Consider the following 19686-nt stretch of genomic DNA (forward strand, 5'->3'; position numbering starts at 1 on the left):
TGTGGACAGCGCAATCCGGCGCGGGGCGCCACCCCTTGCTGTGGCGCCGGACGGGCCGCCCGCCCGCCGCCGCGCCCGCGACATCGACGGCTTCCGCGGGCTCGCCGCGCTCAGCACGGTCATCTTCCACGTCTGGCAGCAGTACTTCCGCTACGACGCCCACGGCAGCCACCCGCCGGTCGACAACCCCTACCTCGGGGCCGTCTTCTCCTTCGAGGTCATCGACCTCTTCTTCGTCCTCTCCGCCTACCTGCTGACCCTGTCGTACGCGCGGGCCGCCATCGACGGCCGCTCCACCCGCCCGGCCAAGGTGTTCCTCTTCCGGCGCGCGATCCGGATCCTGCCGCTGTACGTCCTGGCGGTCCTGGTCGTCTGGGCCGGCCGTAATCCCACCCTGCCGGGCAACTGGCAGGATCTCGTCGAGCACCTCACCTTCACCCATGTCTTCGACGGGCAGCGGATCTTCTACACCCTGGGCCCGACCTGGTCCCTGTCCCTGGAGGTGCTGTTCTACGTCGTCCTCGTCGCGCTCGGCCCCCTCGCCGCACGGGCCTGCCGCCCGCTGAAGCGCCGCGGCTCCCGGGTGGCCCTGTGCGCGAGCGGCTGTGTCCTCCTGTACGCCGCGCCGCTCGCCTGGATCGCCGCCGCGCACTACTCCGTCGGCGTCCCGTACACCGACTGGGCCGTCTACTTCGGCCCGCAGGCCCGCTTCGGCGGCTTCGCGGCCGGTATGGGCCTGGCCGTACTGACCGTCGCCCTCGGCAAACGGGGCCGGCTCACCCCGCGCGCGGCGCTCCCGCTCTGCGCGCTGGCCCTCGCCGGCCTCTACTGCCTCTCCCTGTTCTCCGCCCCGGAGAACTTCGCCTTCACCTTCTACCACCCGCTCGCCGCCGCGCTGTGGATCGTGCTGCTCTTCGGCACCCTCCACATCCGCCAACACACCTTCTGGAACCGCCTGTTGACGGCGCGCTGGCTGGCCGCCGCCGGACTGGTCAGCTACAGCCTGTTCATCTGGCACGAGCCGGTCATGCTCCAGCTGCACCACGCCGGACTGCTGCCCACCGGCCCGGGGAGCTTCCTGCCGGCCATCGTGATCGTCCTGCTGGTGGCCGTTCCCGTGGCGGCGGCCAGCTACTGGCTGATCGAGTATCCGGCGAGTCTGCTGGGCCGGCTCAAGGACAAGAGCGGCCGGCCGCGCGAGTTCTACCCGGAGAGGGTGCCCAGGTGAGGGGCGCGGGGCACTCTGCTCGTCAGGGTGCCCCGCCGCGGCTCCCGGACCTCATCGCGGTCGAGCGCGACCCCCAGCAGGCCGGCGGCCTCCCGTACCGCGTCCTCGGTACGCCCGTAGATCTCCAGATCGCCGCACTCCCACGCGTCGTGCTCGGACATCCACACGACGATCGCGTCCCGCGCACCGAAGAAGTGGAAGGTGTTGCCCGTCTCGGGCCAGGGCAGCAGCCCCAGCTCCGGCAGCGCCGCCCGTACGGCACGTCCCTGCACGTCCTCGTCGGTGCCGAACGTCCGCACCCCGCCGTTGAACGCGTACTCCGGCAGCACACGCACCACGGCCATCTGCACCAGCCATTCGGTGACGGAACGGCTGAGCGGCTCCCAGGGGCCGTCCTCGTCATCGGGGTATCCGATCCACACCGCGGGGTCCGGCAGAGGGGCATCGGCCGTCCGGTAGCCCCAGAAGCAGCACCCCTCGTACTCCGTCATGAAGACGGAGTGCTCGCCCGCCTGCTCCGGCGGCCACTGCAGGGAGGTCTCGTACAGCCCCCGATGGGCGAAGAACGAGTTGACAGGCGAGGCCGTCCAGGCGGCGAGCGCCTCAGGGACGTCCGAAACCTCGAGAAGGACGTCCGCCTTCTTCTCCGTCCCCACGACGGCTTCGTAGCCGAACTCCCGCTGCACTTCCTCCACCAGCTGTCGCCGCTGCGGCCACGGAGCGGTCAGCCGCTCGGCGAACCGCCCATAGTCGATGGTCATCCGTCCTGCCCCCTTCGTGACGACGATCATCCATCCCACCACAGACCTCGCGCGGGCCAAAGCCGTAGGCGGTGCGCTTCCCGGCGTGCGGCGGAAGGGGGCGAACCGTACTACGTGGGCTTCAACGTCCCTGCGTCCGCGGGCCGTTGCCCGATGCCGAGCCGTCGCGCCGTCCGGCTCATCGCCCGCGACATCCGGGACGGGAATGCGTCCGGCGCCGGGAGGGTGACCGGCCGTACGCGCCCGTTGTGCAGGGCGGAAATCCGCCAGCCTGCCTCCGCTGTCCGGACGACCACCAGGGTCTGCCGGGACAGGCGTCGCCTGGGCAGTTCGGAGCGCCAGGGCATCAGCACCGATGCGGTGCCGTGCAGGACGGCGACATCCGTGGTGACATGCCGGACCGATTCCAGCTCACCCACCAGGGCCGAACCGGCCAGCACGCCGCGGAAGAGCCGGTCGTGGTTGTCCTGGAGGGCCGGTCGGCCGGTGGCGCGGGTGCCGTCGTACGAGACGTAGTCGGCGTCGTCGGTGAAGCAGGCGCCGAAGGCGGTGGCGTCGTTGTCGGTCCAGGCCTGCAGGAAGCGGGCGAACAGCGACCTGATCCGGTCTTCGTCGGCAGCGGTGGTCATCGTGCCCTCCAAGAGGGGGAGTTGAGGTATCATTTCGATTGTCGAAACATACGCTAGCGGAAAGCTTCGAATGTCGAAAGATGTAGTGACGAGTGATGCGGCGACGGCAGCCGGTTCGCCGCAGGACGTGGCCATGCGGATGCGGCGCCTCCAGCAGAGCTTCGACGCCTTCGACGAGGCGGCCGCGGCGGTGCTGGGGCTGAACCGCACCGACCTGCGGTGCCTGGATCTGGTGCTGGCCGCGGACTCGCTGTCGGCGGGCGAGCTCACCGCCGCGGCCAAGCTCAGCCCGGCGGCAACCACGACGGCCATCGACCGCCTGGAACGGGCCGGCTTCGTCACCCGTACCCGGGATGCCGCCAACCGGCGCCGCGTCCTGGTGACCGCCACCGACGCAGCCCGCGAGGCCGAGCGCGAGGTGCATCTGCCGGTCGGCGAGGCGGGCCGGCGGGCGCTGCGGCGCTACGACGCGCAACAGCTCGCCCTGATCGTCGATTTCCTGGACACGGCTCGCGAGGTTCAGGAGGAGCAGACGGAGCGGCTCAAGAGCCTGCCGCGCGGCGGATGACCGCGGGACGTCAAACGGCGGATTCGTCCCACTGGTCCAGGAGCGCGTCGGTGAGGTCGGGGCCGGGCTCCTGATCCCCGTTGTTCAGGGACTGTTCGGTCCAGATGACTTTGCCGCCGGGGGTGTAGCGGGTGCCCCAGCGCTGGGCGAACTGGGCGACGAGGAACAGGCCGCGGCCGCCCTCGTCGGTGGTCGTGGCGCGGCGCAGATGCGGGGAGGCGTTGGTGCCGTCGGAGACCTCGCAGATCAGCGAGCGGTCGTGCAGGAGGCGGACGCGGATGGGCTGGGTGCCGTAGCGGATGGCGTTGGTGATCAGTTCGCTGAGGATCAGTTCGGTGGTGAAGCCGATGTCCGCCAGGCCCCAGGTCTCCAGCGTGCGGGTGCATTCGGAGCGTACGGGGGCGACGGCGGCGGGGTCGGAGGGGACGTCCCACTCGGCGATCCGGTCGGGCGGCAGGAGCCGGGTGCGGGCCACCAGCAGGGCGACGTCGTCGCTGGGGTGCTCGGGCACCACCGCGTCGAAGACGGCCGCGCAGGTCCCCTCCGGGGTGCGGTCCGCGCCGGTGCCCAGGGCTCCGCGCAGCAGTGCCAGGCCGGTGTCGATGTCGCGGTCGCGGTCCTCGATGAGGCCGTCGGTGTACAGCACCAGCCGGGAGCCCTCGGGGAGCACCAGCTCCGCGGTCTCCACGGGAACGGTGCCGCCGAGGCCCAGCGGCGGGGAGACGGGGACGTCGGGGAAGGAGACGGTGCCGTCGGGGAGGACCAGGGCGGGCCCGGGGTGGCCGGCCCGTGCCAGGGTGGCCCGGCCGGTGATCGGGTCGTAGATGGCGTACAGACAGGTGGCGCCGGTGATGCCGGCACCGTTGTCGGGCTCGCGGGTGGGGTCGGTGGGGCTTTGTACCTCCTCGGTGTCGATATGGCTGACCAGCTCGTCGAGGTGGCCGAGAAGTTCGTCGGGCGGCAGGTCGAGGGCGGAGAAGTTGTGGACGGCGGTGCGCAGCCGGCCCATGGTGGCGGCGGCGTGCAGGCCGTGCCCGACGACATCGCCGACGACGACGGCGACCCGGGCGCCGGGCAGCGGGATGAGGTCGAACCAGTCGCCGCCGACCCCGGCCCGCGCGGGCAGATAGCGGAACGCCACGTCCAGGGCGGACTGCTCGGGCAGGGCCTGCGGCAGCAGCCGGCGCTGCAGGGCGACGGCGGTGTGGTGCTCGCGGGTGTAGCGGCGGGCGTTGTCGATGGAGACCGCGGCCCGTGCGGCCAGCTCCTCGGAGAAGGACAGGTCCTCCTCCTCGAACGGCCCCGAGGCCCCGCCGCGCCAGAAGGTGGCCAGGCCCAGGACGACGCCCCGTGCCCGTAGCGGGACGGTGATGAGGGAGCGGATGCCGTGGTCCAGGATCCGCTGGGTCCGCTCGGGGTCCTGCGCCCGCCAGTCGTCCGCCGTGCGCAGATCGCGTTCGAGGACGGAGCGGTTGATCCGGGAGGGGCCGAGGTCGGGGGCCCGGTGGCCGGAGTGGTCCGCGGGGGCCGGGTGGCCGGTGCCGGGGGCGGCCGGGAGGCGGTCGTGGGGGAGCGAGGGGTCGCTCGCCTCCTCCGCCGCCATGGACGCGGTCGGCAGCGAAGTGATCGGCTCGGTGGCCGGGTGGCGGGGCATGTCCTGCCGGGCCGCCCCGCTGACGGCCATCCGCCGCAGCGCCGCCGTGCCCCACGGCGGCTCGGCGCCCCGCAGCACCGGCTCCAGCAGCTCCACGGTGACGACATCGGCGAACCGGGGCACCGCGACATCGGCCAGCTCCTCGGCGGTCCGCGTCACATCCAGCGAGGTGCCGATCCGCACCCCGGTGTCGTAGAGCAGCTTGAGCCGCTCCTGGGCCACCTCCGCCTTGCCCGCCAGTGCCCGCAGCTCGGTGGAGTCCCGCAGGGTGACGGCGGTTCCGGGCGGTCCTCCGTACGGGGCGGTCGCGCGCACATTGACCGCCAGCAGCCGGTCGCCCGCCCGGTGCACCTCGTCGGTGACCGTCCGCCCGGAGACCAGCAGGGCGGCCATCTGCGTTTCCAGGCCCAGGTCGACGATGTGCTGCCCTTCGGCGTCCGCGGGCAGGTCCAGCAGCCGCCGCGCCTCGTCGTTGCTCAGCAGCAGCCGCCCGTCACTCCCGATGATGAGCACGCCCTCCCGTACGGCATGCAGCACCGCGTCATGGTGGTCGTACATCCGCGTCAACTCGGCCGGGTCCAGGCCGTGCGTCTGGCGCCGCAGCCGGCGGCTCACCAGTGCCACCCCGCCCGCGCCCAGCAGCAGCACCCCGGCGGCCGAGCCGAGCAGCAGCGGCAGTTGCCCCATCACCCGCTGATTGGTGTGGTGGACCGTGATCGAGACCGTGACCAGCCCGACGAGCTTGCCGCTTGCGTCCTTGACGGGGACGGTGGTGTTGACGGCGGGGCCGAGGACGGTGGTGAACGTTTCGGTGCGGGTCCCGCCGCTGGGTACCGAGACATGGCCGGGGAGGTGCTTGCCGATCAGGCGCGGGTCCCGATGCGTCCAGCGGATCCCCTGCGGGCTGTACGCGACGATGAGGTCCACCCCGGACGCCTTGCGGGCCGCCTCGGCCTGCGGTTGCAGCAGCGCGCTGGGACGGTCGGACTGCATTGCGGCCAGCGTCCCCGGTGCATGGGCGAAGGTCTCGGCGCCGACGAGGGACCGCTGACGGGCCTCGTTCAGGCTCCCGCCCCGCGCCTGGACGACCAGCGCGGCGACGGCCGCGATCACAAGCAGCACCACCAGCCCCAGCTGCAGCACGAACACCTGGCCTGCGACGCTGTGCACGCTCAGCAGTGAACGCAGCTGTCGGCCGGGGGAGTGAGGGCGCTGTTCCGGAGGGGGCGGCGGCGACGCGTGGGTCCCGACGCCCGCTCGCCCGGCGTTCGGTCGCCCGAATTGTCCCGTCATGCCCCATATCTAGCACTGCCCGCCACTCCGAGGCGACCACCGACGTGGGGGAGGGTGCGCGGGGACGCCCCGATGGACCAGCTCGGCGAGCAACTCCGCCTCACGGTCGAGGCGTTGCGCGAGCACCAGGGGCACGAGCTGGTCGACAACCGCCTGGCCGCGCCGGCGGCCGCTCATGACCTGGCGCGCCTGCTGGCCGCCCTGCTGTCCCGGCCCGCGGGTGCGGCCCCTCCGCCCCCGAACCTCCCAGCCCAACAGCCGGTCGTTCGCCCGCAGTTGAGCGAGGGGGCGAGGTGCCGGCTCCTCCAGGGCCCGCCGGAGCTGGGGACGTCACAGGCCCGTACTCCCATGCTGCGGACCGCCGCCCCGGTGGTGGTGGCGTCCGGTGCGGCGGGCCCGACGGACGGCAGCAGCGGACGCCGCCCGTCGGACGGCCGGACCGGGCTGGGGGCCTCGGGGCCGGGTGGGCGGTCCGGGCGGTCCGGACGATCCGGCGGTGACACTTCGATGCCGGACGTGTACATGTCGATCGCCCGCGAGGAGGAGTACTCCCCGTCGGAGGCGGCCGCCCTCACCGGCACCTCGGCTCACCGGCTCACCGGCGCTCGGCCGTTTCCTGACCGGGGCATGGGCCTGGGTGGCCGGCAACCGCGAATGGCGGCTGTAGAGGCCGTCCGGCCCCAGGGCCCGTCGTACAGCCATGCGATACCCCGGCGTGGTGTGCATAGGACCGATGGGGCGCAAGGTACATATGAGGTATGGCCCGAAACTCCGGCCACTTTCCGTGGCCTCCCTCGGGGCGCTGGTTCACCGGTCGGCGCCCGGGCCGCAGCAACCGGCGTGAGCGGCGTGACGGCGCGCCGAAGCCCTCGTCGCCGCGCCCGCCGTCGGTGGCGAGCATCCACAGCGTCGCCGGGCAGATGTTCGCCCTGCAGGTCCTGATCGTGCTGCTGCTCATCGTGGCCGCGGTCACCACCCTGCTGATCCAGTCCCGCAGCGACCGCTTCCAGGGGGCGCGCGATCGTTCGCTCGCCGCGGCCGAGGCCTTCGCCCACAGCCCCGGCCTGGTGGATGTCATGCGCGGCCCCCACCCGTCCGCGGTGCTCCAGCCGCTGACCGAGGCCGCCCGCAAGCAGGGGGGCGTCGACTTCATCGTCGTCATGAACCGGGCCGGCATCCGCTATACGCACCCCCAGCCCGGCCGGATCGGGAAGCATTTCGTCGGCACCATCGCGCCTTCGCTCGCCGGCCGCGTCACCATCGAGAGCGTCCTCGGCCCGCTCGGCCGTGAGGTGCAGGCGGTCGTCCCGGTCATGGACGCCAAGGGCAAGGTCGTCGGCATGGTGTCGTCCGGCTTGAAGGTCACCCGCGTCAGCAGCGCGATCGACCGCCAGCTGCCGGTTGTCCTCGGCGCGGGGGCCGCCGGGCTCGCGCTGGCCACGGCCGGCTCGGCACTGGCGAGCCGGCGGCTCCTGCGCCAGACCCACGGGCTCGGCCCGGCGGAGATGACCCGGATGTACGAGCACCACGACGCGGTGCTGCATGCCGTGCGCGAGGGCGTGGTCATCGTCGACGCGGACCGGCGCGTCGTGCTGGCGAACGACGAGGCGCGCCGGCTCCTCGGCCTGGCCGCGGACGTGGAGGGACGCCGCGTCGCCGACCTCGGACTCGCCCCCCGGACGGCCGAACTGCTGGGCTCCGGGCGCGTGGCCACCGACGAGGTGCTCCCGGTCGGGGACCGGCTGCTGGCGGTGAACAACCGGCTCACGGACCGCCGGGGAGGACCGCCCGGCAGCGTCGCCACGCTGCGCGACTCCACCGAACTGCTCGCCCTCGCGGGAAAGGCGGAATCCGCCCAGAGCCGGCTGCGGTTGCTGTACGAGGCGAGCGTGGCCATCGGCACCACCCTCGATGTGCAGCGCACCGCCGAGGAGCTGACCCAGGTCGCCGCCACCTGGTTCGCCGACTACGTCACGGTCGACCTCGCCGAGCCCGTCCTGAGCGGCGGCGAGCCACCCGCGGGGTCGTACCGCGAGGCGCCGGAACTGCGCCGGGTGGCGCTCGCCGGCGTGCGCGAGGACCACCCCCTCTACCAGGCGGGTGAGCTCCACACGTACCCCGCGACCGCTCCGATGGCCACGGGCTTCGTCACCGGACGGCCCGTACTCGTCACCGATCTGCGGACCATGGACGACTGGCGCGCCGAGGACCCCGAACGCTTCCGGCGGGTCGTGGAGCACGGATGCCGGTCACTCGTCACCGTCCCCCTCCAGGCGCGCGGCGTCCTCCTGGGGGTCACCAACTTCTGGCGCACCCGGGAACGGCCTCCGTTCGAGGAGGGCGACCTGTCCCTGGCGGAGGAGATGGCCGCCCGGGCCGCCGTGTGCATCGACAATGCGCGCCGCTTCACCCGCGAGCACGCCATGGCCGTCACCCTGCAGCACAGTCTGCTGCCCCGCGGCCTGCCCGAACAGAACGCCCTCGACATCGCCCACCGCTACCTGCCCGCGCAGACCGGGGTGGGCGGCGACTGGTTCGACGTCATCCCGCTGCCCGGCGCCCGCGTCGCCCTGGTCATCGGCGACGTGGTCGGCCACGGACTCCACGCCGCCGCCACGATGGGCCGCCTGCGCACCGCGGTGCAGAACTTCTCCACTCTCGACCTGCCACCCGACGAACTCCTCAGCTATCTCGACGAGTTGATCAACCGCATCGACCAGGAGGCGGCCGCGGCGAACGAGGACGCCGTGGTCGCGGGCGCCACCTGCCTGTACGCGATCTACGACCCCGCCAGCGGCATGTGCACCCTGTCCCGCGCCGGCCATCTCCCGCCGGCACTCGTCCGCCCCGACGGCACCGTGGAGTTCCCCGAACTCCCCGCCGGCCCGCCGCTCGGCCTCGGCGGCCTGCCGTTCGAGGCGATGGACCTGCACCTGCCCGAGGGCAGCAGCCTCGTCCTCTACACCGACGGCCTCGTCGAGGACCGCAACCGGGACATCGATACCGGAATGCGGACCCTCGCCACGGCGCTGGCGTACCCCGGCCGCACGCCGCACGAGACCTGTGAGGCCGTACTCGCCGCTCTGCTCCCCGACCGTCAGCGCGACGACATCGCCCTGCTCGCCGCGCGCACCCGCCGACTGGACCCCGACCGCATCGCCGACTGGGAGGTCCCCTCCGACCCGGCGGCCGTGGCCGACGCGCGGGCGGACATCTCCCGCCAACTGACGGGCTGGGGCCTGGACGAAACGGTCTTCACCAGCGAACTCATCCTCAGCGAACTGATCACCAACGCCATCCGCCACGCCACCGGCCCCATCCGCGTACGTCTCCTGTACGACCGCACCCTGATCTGCGAGGTCTCCGACACCAGCAGCACCTCCCCCCACCTGCGCTACGCCGCCGCCGAGGACGAAGGGGGCCGCGGCCTCTTCCTCGTCTCCCAACTCGCCCAGCACTGGGGCACCCGCTACACCCCGGAAGGCAAGATCATCTGGGCGGAGCAGAGCCTTGGGGGGCCGCTCCTCTGACGACGGGGGCGCGGGTACCGGCGAGGTACCCGGCCCGTCGGGCGGACCTGGCACCTGTACCGGGCCGGCCCGTCGGGCGGGCCCGGTACAGGCACCGGTTCCCCGGTCAGTCGGTGCCGGACTCCATCGCGGCGCGGTCCAGCGCCGCGTCGTCGCCGGAGACCTCGCCGCGGGAGGCGATGGCGTCGGCGCCGCCCTCCGGCATGGTGCCGATCAGGCCGGTCGCGGCCGCCTGGGCGGCACCGATGGCGGGGCTGCCGGTGCCGATCAGGCCGAGTCCGGCGTACTGCTCCAGCTTGGCGCGGGAGTCGGCGATGTCGAGGTTGCGCATGGTGAGCTGGCCGATCCGGTCCACCGGGCCGAACGCCGAGTCCTCGGTGCGCTCCATGGACAGCTTGTCCGGGTGGTAGCTGAACGCCGGGCCCGTGGTGTCGAGGATCGAGTAGTCCTCGCCGCGCCGCAGCCGCAGCGTCACCTCGCCGGTGACGGCCGCGCCGACCCAGCGCTGCAGCGACTCGCGCACCATCAGCGCCTGCGGGTCCAGCCAGCGGCCCTCGTACATGAGGCGACCGAGGCGCCGGCCCTCGTTGTGGTACTGGGCGAGGGTGTCCTCGTTGTGGATCGCGTTGACCAGGCGCTCGTACGCCGCGTGCAGCAGGGCCATGCCGGGCGCCTCGTAGATGCCGCGGCTCTTGGCCTCGATGATCCGGTTCTCGATCTGGTCCGACATGCCCATGCCGTGGCGGCCGCCGATGGCGTTGGCCTCCATCACCAGATCGACGGCGGAGGCGAACTCCTTGCCGTTGACCGTCACGGGGCGGCCCTGCTCGAAGCCGATCGTCACGTCCTCGGTGGCGATCTCGACCGACGGGTCCCAGAACTTCACACCCATGATCGGCTCGACGGTCTCGACGCCGGTGTCCAGGTGCTCCAGGGTCTTGGCCTCGTGGGTGGCGCCCCAGATGTTGGCGTCGGTGGAGTAGGCCTTCTCGGTGCTGTCGCGGTAGGGGAGGTCGTGGGCGAGCAGCCACTCCGACATCTCCTTGCGGCCGCCGAGCTCGGTCACGAAGTCCGCGTCGAGCCACGGCTTGTAGATGCGCAGGTGCGGGTTGGCGAGCAGCCCGTAGCGGTAGAACCGCTCGATGTCATTGCCCTTGAACGTCGAGCCGTCGCCCCAGATCTGCACGTCGTCCTCGAGCATCGCCCGGACCAGCAGGGTGCCGGTGACGGCACGGCCGAGCGGCGTCGTGTTGAAGTAGGAGCGCCCGCCCGAGCGGATGTGGAACGCGCCGCAGGTGAGCGCGGCCAGGCCCTCCTCGACCAGCGCCGCGCGGCAGTCGACCAGACGCGCGAGCTCGGCGCCGTACGCCGACGCACGGCCGGGCACCGACGCGATGTCGGGCTCGTCGTACTGGCCGATGTCGGCGGTGTAGGTGCACGGGACGGCACCCTTGTCGCGCATCCACGCGACCGCGACGGAGGTGTCGAGGCCGCCGGAGAAGGCGATGCCGACGCGCTCGCCGGTGGGCAAGGAGGTGAGAACCTTAGACATAGGAAGAGTATGCATCCTCACGCATGATCATGCAATGTGCGTCCTTCCTGTCCTCCGCGGTGCGCTGCGTCATGGACGTGCCGTTCCGGGGCGCCGGCGAGGTCGGCCCGGAAAAATGGTTGGTGCCGCCGTGTGGGCCTGGTCTACCGTCGGCGATGTTCCGGACGGGGCGGAAGCCGCCGTCGTTGGCTGTTGAGGATTCAGGAGGTGAGCAGTGATGGCTGTCGTGGTGATGGGCGCTGCCCGCATTCAGAAGTTCATCCCTCTCACCTCTGTGGTCTCCGGCTGACTCGACTTCTCCTTCTCTCGCGCGTTGCGCGCGCTGCCGGGACCGCTCTTTCCTGAAGGGTCATCCCGTTGTTCGACCTCGATAACTCTGCTGCGCCTGCGTTGACCGCCTATGGCTGGGACGACGGGTTCGCGGAGCGTTTCACCCCCTATGCCGGGCAGGGGTTTGTGCCCGGCCGTATCGTCCGCGTGGATCGCGGGCGGCTGGATGCCGTGGTGGCTGACGGCGACGGCGTCCGGACCGTTCTGGCGGATACCGCGCTGGTGGCGACGAGCGACCCGATGCGGGTGCCGTGCACCGGCGACTGGGCCGTGATCGACCTGGAGAACGGGCGGGTCGGTGACCATGTCGACGGTGTCGTACGGGCGTTGCTCCCACGGCGTACGGCATTCGTACGGTCCGCCTCGTCCAAGCGGTCCGAGGGGCAGATCCTCGCGGCAAATGTCGATCATGCGGTGATCGCTGTGTCGCTGGCGGAAGAGCTCGATCTGGGGCGCATCGAGCGGTTCGTGTCGCTCGCCTGGGAGAGTGGCGCGCAGCCGCTGGTGGCGCTGACCAAGGCCGATCTGGCCCCGGATCCGGAGGGGCTGGCGCATCTGGTCGCGGATGCGGAGACGGCGGCCCCGGGGGTCCAGGTGCTGGCGGTCAGCTCGGCCACGGGGGGCGGGGTCGAGGTGCTGGCCGCGGTACTGGCGGGGGGCACGTCGGTGCTGCTGGGGCGGTCCGGTGCGGGCAAGTCCACGCTGGCCAATGCGCTGGTGGGGGAGTACGTACAGGATGTGCAGGCCATCCGTGACCGGGACGGCAAGGGGCGGCACACCACCACGACCCGGGATCTGCTGGCGCTGCCGGGCGGCGGGGTGCTGATCGATACACCCGGGTTGCGCGGCGTCGGCATGTGGGACGCGGAGGCCGGGCTGGCGCGGACGTTCTCGGATGTCGAGGCGCTGGCCGGCGAGTGCCGGTTCCACGACTGCGCACATGAGACGGAGCCCGGCTGCGCGGTGCTGGCTGCCGTCGAGAACGGGGCGCTGCCCGAGCGCCGGCTGGTGAGCTACCGGAAGCTGCAGCGCGAGAACCTGCGCATCGTGGCGAAGACGGACGCCCGGGTGCGGGCGGAGATCCGGCGGGACTGGAGGCAGAAGCAGGCGCTGGGGCGGCACATGATGGAACGGAAGCGGGGGCCGAGGGAGTAGCAGGGGCCCGGCAGGGAGCGGGGGCGGCGTCCCGTACGCCCCCGCCCCTCACCCCGCAATCACCGCCCCCACCCACGCCCCGGCCACCAGCAGGCAGGCGAACAGCTCGGCCAGTACGCTCAGCCCGATGGCGCGCATGACCGTACGGGTGGAGGCCCAGGCGTCGCCGTGGCTGCCGAGGCGGACGCGTTCGAGGGCGTAGAGACCGCCGACGGCGCCCAGCAGGCCGCCGATGACCGGGAGCAGGACGAAGCCCACGATGCCGGCCACCCCGGCGAGGAACAGCGTGCGGTACGGCGCGCCGGCGGCGCGGAGGTTGCGGGCCGGAAGCAGCCATTTGAGGGCCTGGTTGAGGAGCAGCAGGACGGTGGCGCAGATCAGGACCGTCCAGGCGACGCCGCTCCGCTCGGTCATCGCCCACCACAGCACCCCGGCCCATACGATCGGCGGGCCGGGGATGCCGGGCACCAGGACCCCGAGCAGACCGAGCAGGATGACCAGGCCGACCGCGACCAGCTGCCACACACTCATGTGACGGCTCTCCCCCTGGGGGCACCTCCCAGCGGCAGCCCGGGGACGTCGGCCGAGGGGACCCCCATACTGCGCTCTCTCATGGCCCAAGCCTGCCGGACGCGGCTCCCACGCGCGCTCCGACGGCGGCACCTGCCCGCCGCCGAACGCCTCTGCGCGCCCTGTTTCCCCGGCATGCGTCCAGGGACAATGCGGGCCATGGACGAGCAGGGGGCAGGGCGCGGCCAGGAGGACGAGTGGTGGCGGCGGCTGTACGGCGAGGGCAGCGGCGGCGGAACCGGGCCGTCCCCGTCCGACGCCGCGGACACGCTCGATGACCGGGTGGACTCGGCGCTGCGGACGGTGGGTCCCCCGCGGCCGAGGCGGCCGGACCCGGCGCCGGAGTCCCTGACACCACCTCAGCCGCCGCCCCCGCCCGCCGACGGCCCCGCCGCCCCGGCCCAGGACACCCCCTCGCCCCCGCGCCCCGCCCGTCCCTCCGTCCCCGGCCGGCACCTCTTGTCCCCCGGCCAGGAGCCCGTGGCGCTCCCCGCCGCCGACCCCGCCTCGCTCGATGCGCCGGTGCCCGACACCGAGCTGGACGGCGCCGCATACGGGTCGTTCACCCTCCGTGCCGCCTCGCTGCGCGGCGACCTCGCGCGCTACCACGGCGAACCCCGCCGCGACGCCCTGCTCACCGCCCGCTTCGGCACCGGCCGGGACACCCTCGTCCTGGTCGCCGTCGCGACCGGCCCGCCCGGCGCCGAGGGCTGCCCGCACGCCGCCCGTGCCGCCTGCACCGGGATCGGCGGAGCCGTCGGCCGCAGCTGCACCCGATTGGCCGAGGACCTCCGTACGGACCGGCGCGACGCCCTGCGGTCCGGGCTGCAGCGGCTCACCGAGCGCAGCTGGGGCAAGCTGCGCGGCCGGGCGACGGAACGGGGCACCGCGCCGGAGGAGGACCCGGCCGCAGTGCGCTGTCTGCTGCTGCCCGCCGACCCCGAATGCCGTACCCGGGTCTTCTTCGGCGTCGGCGGCGGTGGCCTCTTCCGGCTGCGCGACGGCGGCTGGCAGGACCTGGAGCCCGCCACGGCGGCCGGCCGGCCGTTCCTCTTCCGGCCGGCCACCGCCCGCGCCGGGGACACCCTGCTGCTGTGCAGTACGGGCCTGGCGGAGCCGCTGCGCGACAACGCCGCGTACGCCGCCCGGCTGGCCGACCGGTGGGGCACCGCGCCGCCCGGCCTCGTCGCCTTCTTGTCCGCCGCGCAGTGGGGTGTCCAGGGCCATGCGAAGGACCGGACGGCCGTGGGGGTGTGGGAGTCGTAGCCGGGCGGGTAGTCGGGCCGAGAGCCACCTGAGGCGCAGCACCGTCGGGAGGAGCCGCCACCGTGCCCAAGCAGACCGTCGCCGAGCAGTTCGTGGCCATCCTGGTGCGGGCGGGGGTCCAGCGGCTCTACGGAGTCGTCGGCGACAGCCTGAACCCGGTGGTGGACGCCATCCGCCGGAACCCCGCCATCGAGTGGATCCAGGTCCGGCACGAGGAGACGGCCGCCTTCGCCGCTGGTGCGGAGGCGCAGCTCACCGGCACACTCGCCGCCTGCGCAGGCTCCTGCGGTCCCGGCAATCTGCACCTCATCAACGGCCTCTTCGACGCACACCGCTCCATGGCCCCGGTCCTCGCCCTGGCCTCCCACATCCCCTCCAGCGAGATCGGCACCAGCTTCTTCCAGGAGACCCACCCCGACCGGCTGTTCAGCGAATGCAGCCATTACAGCGAACTGATTTCGAGCCGCAAGCAGATGCCCCGGGTCATGCAGACGGCCATTCAGCACGCCATCGGGCAGAGCGGGGTCGCGGTCGTCTCCCTCCCGGGCGATATCGCCGCCGAGCCCGCCCCCGAGCGCGCCATCGAACACGCGCTGGTCACCGCGCGGCCGTCGGTACGCCCCGGCGACGCCGAGATCGACACGCTGGCCCGGATGATCGACGAGGCCGGCAAGGTCACGCTGTTCTGCGGCAGCGGCACGGCGGGCGCGCACGCGGAGGTGATGGAGTTCGCGGAGCGGGTGAAGTCCCCGATCGGGCATGCGCTGCGCGGCAAGGAGTGGATCCAGTACGACAACCCGTACGACGTCGGCATGAGCGGGCTGCTCGGGTACGGCGCGGCGTACGAGGCCACCCATGAATGCGATCTGCTGGTGCTGCTCGGCACGGACTTCCCGTACAACGCGTTCCTCCCCGACGACGTCACGATCGTCCAGATCGATGTCCGGCCCGAGCATCTGGGCCGCCGCTGCAAGCTCGACCTCGCCGTCTGGGGCGATGTCCGCGAGACGCTGCGCTGTCTGACGCCGAAGGTCCGGCCGAAGCCCAGCCGCACCTTCCTCGACCGGATGCTGAAGAAGCACGCCGATGCGCTGGAAGGGGTCGTCAAGGCCTACACCCGGAAGGTGGAGAAGCGCACCCCGATCCACCCCGAGTACGTCGCCGCCGTCCTGGACGAGGAGGCCGCCGACGACGCGGTCTTCACCGTCGATACGGGCATGTGCAATGTCTGGGCCGCCCGCTATCTCAGCCCCAACGGCCGGCGCCGGGTGATCGGTTCGTTCAGCCACGGCTCGATGGCGAACGCGCTGCCGCAGGCGATCGGCGCCCAGTTCCTCGACCGCCGCCGCCAGGTCGTCTCCCTGTCCGGCGACGGCGGATTCTCCATGCTCATGGGCGACTTCCTCACGCTGGTGCAGTACGACCTGCCGGTGAAGGTGGTGCTGTTCAACAACTCGTCCTTGGGAATGGTGGAGTTGGAGATGATGGTCTCCGGCCTGCCGTCGTACGGCACGACCAACCGCAACCCGGACTTTGCGGCCATCGCCCGCGCGGCCGGCGCGCACGGCGTACGGGTGGAGAAGCCCAAGCAGCTGCGCGGCGCCCTGCGCGAGGCGTTCGGGCACAGCGGTCCGGCGCTGGTGGATGTCGTCACCGACCCCCATGCCCTGTCGATCCCGCCGAAGATCAGCGCGGAGATGGTGTCCGGCTTCGCGCTGTCGGCCGGGAAGATGGTGCTGGAGGGCGGGGTCGGGCGGATGGTGCAGATGGCGCGCTCGAATCTGCGGAACATTCCTCGGGTGTAGGGGGGTAGCGGGTGCAGTGACCGGCGGGGGCCAGGTACTGGATGCCAGGGTCATTTACGGGGACGGCGCTGGGGGCGCAACCGTAGCGTCAGGATCTGGAACGGCCGCAGCTCCACCGCCACATCGGACGTCGGGCCCGCCTCCTCCTCCCGCAGTGGACGCTCCAGCAGGTCGGTCACGGTGGCCCGTTCGACCGGGAAGGCGGGGGAGACGGCGCCGGTGGCCCGGCCGCCCCGGGACTCGTACAGCCGGATCACCACATCGCCGCTGCGGTCCTCGGCGAGCTTGACCGACTCGACGGTGACGGCCGGGTGGTCGACGCGGATCAGCGGCGGGACGGGCGGTGCGGCGACGGTCCGGAGCGGGAGGTTGAGGGCCAGGCCCTCGGCGACCGCGTCGCCGACCTCGGCGCCCGGCAGCAGGGCGTAGGTGAAGCGGTGGGCGCCCTGGTCGGTCTCCGGGTCGGGGCTGTGCGGGGCGCGCAGCAGGGTCAGCCGTACGGTCGTGCCCAGGCCGTCCGGATGGGGCGTCCGGGTGACGTCATGGCCGTAGGTCGAGTCGTTGAGCAGCGCCACGCCGTAGCCCGGCTCGGCGACCCGTAGCCAGCGGTGGGCGCAGATCTCGAAACGGGCCGCGTCCCAGCTGGTGTTGGTGTGGGTGGGGCGGTGCACATGGCCGAACTGGACCTCGGAGGCGGAGCGTTCCGCGTGCACATCCAGCGGGAAGGCGGCCTTGAGGACCTTTTCCGACTCGTGCCAGTCGATGTCGGTGGTGATGTCGAGGCGGCGGGAGCCCGCGCGCAGGATCAGGTCCTGGGTGATCCGGGACGCGCCGAAGGCCCTTCTCACCCGCACGGTGGCGGTCAGCCGCCCGGCGGTCACCAGCTCGACGGACTCGGCGTCGGTCAGATCGGTGTGCCGGTTGCGGTAGTACCGGTCGAGGTCCCAGGCGTCGTATCTGGCGGGGTGGTCCGGGTGCAGCTGGAGGAGGTTGGCACGGGCGCCGGGGGCCAGGACCTCGCGGCCGGCGTGCAGATCGCGTACGGAGGTCAGCAGGCCGTCGGCGTCGATGCGGACGCGGAGGAAGCCGTTGTCGAGGGTGACGGTGCCCTCGGTGTCGGTACCCGACCGTACGGGCGCGGGCGCCGGGGTGGGGGAGTGCGGACCGGGCGGGCGGACGGTCGCCGAGCCCAGTGCCGGCACATGGACGGCGACCGTGGTGTCCTCCGTCAGCCCGACGATCTCGTCCCGGTCGTACGGCGAGGCATTGAACACCGTCGGCACCCCGGCCGTCCCGTCCCCCGCACCGCCCAGCGCCCCGATCGCCGCCTCGATGATCTCCGTCAGCTCCGCCGCCACCTCCGCGTACGTGGCCCGCGCCTCCCGGTGCACCCAGGCGATGGACGAGCCCGGCAGGATGTCGTGGAACTGGTGCAGCAGGACGGTCTTCCAGAGCCGGTCCAGGGCCTCGTACGGATACGGGTGGCCGGTCCGCACCGCCGCCGTGGCCGCCCACAACTCCGCCTCCCGCAGCAGGTGTTCGCTGCGCCGGTTGCCCTGCTTGGTCTTGGCCTGCGAGGTGTACGTACCGCGGTGGTACTGGAGATACAGCTCGCCCGACCACACCGGCGCCGCCGCCCCGTACTCCGCATGCGCCGCCTCGAAGAACCGGGCCGGCGGCTCGACCTCGACGCGCGGTGAGCCCTCCAGATCGCGCAGCCGGCGCGCCCGCTCCAGCATCTCGCGGGTCGGGCCGCCACCGCCGTCGCCCCAGCCGAACGGGACCAGGGAGCGGGTGGCCCGCCCCTTCTCGGCGAAGTTCCGCTCCGCATGGGCGAGTTCGAGGCCGTGGAGCCGGGAGTTGTAGGTGTCGACGGGCGGGAAGTGGGTGAAGACGCGGGTGCCGTCGATGCCCTCCCACCAGAAGGTGTGGTGCGGCATCTTGTCGCTCTGGTTCCACGACAGCTTCTGGGACAGGAACCACTTCGCGCCGGCCAGCCGCGCCAGCTGAGGAAAGGCCGCGGTGTAGCCGAAGGAGTCGGGCAGCCAGATCTCCTCGGTCTCCACGCCCAGCTCCTGAAGGAAGAAGCGCTTGCCGTGCACGATCTGCCGGGCCAGCGCCTCGCCGCCGGGCATATTGGCGTCGGACTCCACCCACATCGACCCGACCGGCGCCCAGTTCCCGTGCCGTACGGCTTCCTTGATGCGCTCCCAGATGCGCGGCTGGTGTTCCTTCACCCACGCGTACTGCTGCGCCTGGGAGCAGGCGAACACCAACTCCGGGTATTCCGTGGCCAGTTGGGTGACATTGGCGAAGGTGCGGGAGGCCTTGCGCACGGTCTCGCGCAGCGGCCACAGCCAGGCGGAGTCGATATGGGCGTGCCCGACGGCCGAGATGCGATGGGCGCCGACGGCGGCCGGACGGCTCAGGACGTCCGCGAGCTCGGCCCGGCCCGCGGCCGCCGTTCCCGCGACATCGTGCAGATCCAGCGCATCCAGCATGTCCTCCAGGGCGTAGAGGATCTCGTGGCGGAGGGTGCGGTCCTGGGGCAGCTCGTGCATCAGCTCCGTCAGCACCTCGATGTCCAGGACGAGATGCCAGACGGCCTCGTCGAGGACGGCGATATCGGCGGAGGCGAAGCGGTACAGGAGCCGCGCGGGCGCGGTACGGACGTCGCCGAGGTCCGTCGGGCGGAAGTCGCGCAGCACCGCCGGATTCGCGGCCGCCTCCAGCAGCAGCCGCACCTGCTCGCCGCCCTGCGCCGGGGCGGCGACCGGGATGTGGCGGTTGAGCGGGTGGATGCCCTTGAGCGGTACGCCGTCGGCGTCGTGGACCAGCCCCTCCGCCTGGAATCCGGGCCCGTCACCGCTGAATCCGGGATCGATGACGGCCTCCACCCGCCGCCCGGCCCACTCCGCGGGCACCTCACCCGTCAGCCGGAACCAGCTCGTCGACCACGGCGGTCCCCACTCCTCACCCACCGCGAACGGCTCGTAGGCGGCCCGCAACGCCTCCGCCACCGGCCCTGGTTCACCCGGCGCATGCCACACGGCCAGCTCCAACGGCACCCGTGCCGCGTACTGCGCTGGCCGGATGAACTGCCCCAGCGCCCGCTCCAGACGCCCCTCCACCAGCAGTCGGTCGTCGTGCACGGCGGCTCCTCACACTTCTCTCGCTCGTACGGGATGCGTCCGGGAACGGTCCGGGCGGTTACCGGAGGCATACCCACTGGCGAACGGGGCGGCGCACGGCGCGGTAAGGCGCCAGGCGAAGCATGGCGCCTGGCCCGATGGGCATGCATGACCGTGAGGCTGTTCGAGGGAGAGCGCCGATCGTTCGTGGGGG

At 72.4% G+C, this 19686-nt stretch carries 12 protein-coding genes and 1 pseudogene; 7 read left to right on the forward strand and 6 right to left on the reverse strand.

The window, feature by feature from the left end:
• The first annotated feature begins 1 nt into the window (after nucleotide 1).
• Complete coding sequence (locus tag AB0D04_RS20160) at nucleotides 2–1228, forward strand: acyltransferase (protein WP_362704923.1); 1227 nt, start codon at nucleotides 2–4, stop codon at nucleotides 1226–1228.
• On the opposite strand, the gene AB0D04_RS20165 is transcribed toward AB0D04_RS20160, so the two are convergent.
• Together AB0D04_RS20165 and AB0D04_RS20170 are read right to left on the reverse strand one after the other, a co-directional pair.
• Nucleotides 1204–1989 carry a hypothetical protein gene (locus tag AB0D04_RS20165; RefSeq protein WP_362704925.1) on the reverse strand — a complete coding sequence of 262 codons (786 nt, stop codon included), beginning with the start codon at nucleotides 1987–1989 and terminating at the stop codon, nucleotides 1204–1206. The two genes, AB0D04_RS20160 and AB0D04_RS20165, sit on opposite strands and share 25 nt — an antisense overlap.
• A gap of 110 nt (nucleotides 1990–2099) precedes the next feature.
• Nucleotides 2100–2618: an SgcJ/EcaC family oxidoreductase gene (locus AB0D04_RS20170; RefSeq protein ID WP_362704926.1), complete on the reverse strand. Its 519-nt coding sequence runs from the start codon at nucleotides 2616–2618 to the stop codon at nucleotides 2100–2102.
• A gap of 70 nt (nucleotides 2619–2688) precedes the next feature.
• Here AB0D04_RS20170 and AB0D04_RS20175 point away from each other — a divergent pair, with 70 nt between their 5' ends.
• Nucleotides 2689–3186 carry a MarR family transcriptional regulator gene (locus tag AB0D04_RS20175; RefSeq protein WP_362704928.1) on the forward strand — a complete coding sequence of 166 codons (498 nt, stop codon included), beginning with the start codon at nucleotides 2689–2691 and terminating at the stop codon, nucleotides 3184–3186.
• A 10-nt stretch (nucleotides 3187–3196) separates the two neighbouring features.
• Here the strand turns inward: AB0D04_RS20175 and AB0D04_RS20180 are convergent, their stop codons facing one another.
• A complete protein-coding gene (locus tag AB0D04_RS20180) occupies nucleotides 3197–6019 on the reverse strand; it encodes a SpoIIE family protein phosphatase (protein ID WP_362705005.1) in 2823 nt (940 codons plus the stop codon).
• A gap of 183 nt (nucleotides 6020–6202) precedes the next feature.
• On the opposite strand from AB0D04_RS20180, the pseudogene AB0D04_RS20185 reads away from it, so the two are divergent.
• Nucleotides 6203–6286, forward strand: a pseudogene (locus tag AB0D04_RS20185) (hypothetical protein); the annotation flags it as partial.
• Nucleotides 6287–7053: 767 nt separating this feature from the next.
• Nucleotides 7054–9663: a SpoIIE family protein phosphatase gene (locus tag AB0D04_RS20190; protein ID WP_362704931.1), complete on the forward strand. Its 2610-nt coding sequence runs from the start codon at nucleotides 7054–7056 to the stop codon at nucleotides 9661–9663.
• Between the two features lie 106 nt (nucleotides 9664–9769).
• On the opposite strand, the gene argG is transcribed toward AB0D04_RS20190, so the two are convergent.
• On the reverse strand, nucleotides 9770–11215 hold the full coding sequence (gene argG / locus AB0D04_RS20195; RefSeq protein ID WP_362704933.1) for an argininosuccinate synthase: 1446 nt from the start codon (nucleotides 11213–11215) through the stop codon (nucleotides 9770–9772).
• A gap of 357 nt (nucleotides 11216–11572) precedes the next feature.
• On the opposite strand from argG, the gene rsgA reads away from it, so the two are divergent.
• The gene (rsgA, locus tag AB0D04_RS20200) at nucleotides 11573–12700 is read left to right on the forward strand and encodes a ribosome small subunit-dependent GTPase A (protein WP_362704935.1); all 1128 of its coding nucleotides are present in this window, start codon (nucleotides 11573–11575) and stop codon (nucleotides 12698–12700) included.
• 48 nt (nucleotides 12701–12748) lie between these two features.
• Here rsgA and AB0D04_RS20205 read toward each other — a convergent pair whose 3' ends face one another.
• Nucleotides 12749–13231, reverse strand: a complete 483-nt coding sequence (locus tag AB0D04_RS20205; RefSeq protein WP_362704938.1) for a DUF456 domain-containing protein — start codon at nucleotides 13229–13231, stop codon at nucleotides 12749–12751.
• Between the two features lie 198 nt (nucleotides 13232–13429).
• Here AB0D04_RS20205 and AB0D04_RS20210 point away from each other — a divergent pair, with 198 nt between their 5' ends.
• The gene (locus AB0D04_RS20210) at nucleotides 13430–14536 is read left to right on the forward strand and encodes a protein phosphatase 2C domain-containing protein (RefSeq protein WP_362704941.1); all 1107 of its coding nucleotides are present in this window, start codon (nucleotides 13430–13432) and stop codon (nucleotides 14534–14536) included.
• A gap of 62 nt (nucleotides 14537–14598) precedes the next feature.
• Entirely contained in the window at nucleotides 14599–16341 is a 1743-nt protein-coding gene (locus tag AB0D04_RS20215; protein ID WP_362704943.1) for a pyruvate dehydrogenase, read from the forward strand.
• Nucleotides 16342–16391: 50 nt separating this feature from the next.
• On the opposite strand, the gene AB0D04_RS20220 is transcribed toward AB0D04_RS20215, so the two are convergent.
• The gene (locus AB0D04_RS20220; RefSeq protein WP_362704945.1) at nucleotides 16392–19493 is read right to left on the reverse strand and encodes a glycoside hydrolase family 38 C-terminal domain-containing protein; all 3102 of its coding nucleotides are present in this window, start codon (nucleotides 19491–19493) and stop codon (nucleotides 16392–16394) included.
• Between the last annotated feature and the right edge of the window lie 193 nt (nucleotides 19494–19686).

The organism is Streptomyces sp. NPDC048483 (genome assembly GCF_040651455.1).
Classification (GTDB): domain Bacteria; phylum Actinomycetota; class Actinomycetes; order Streptomycetales; family Streptomycetaceae; genus Streptomyces.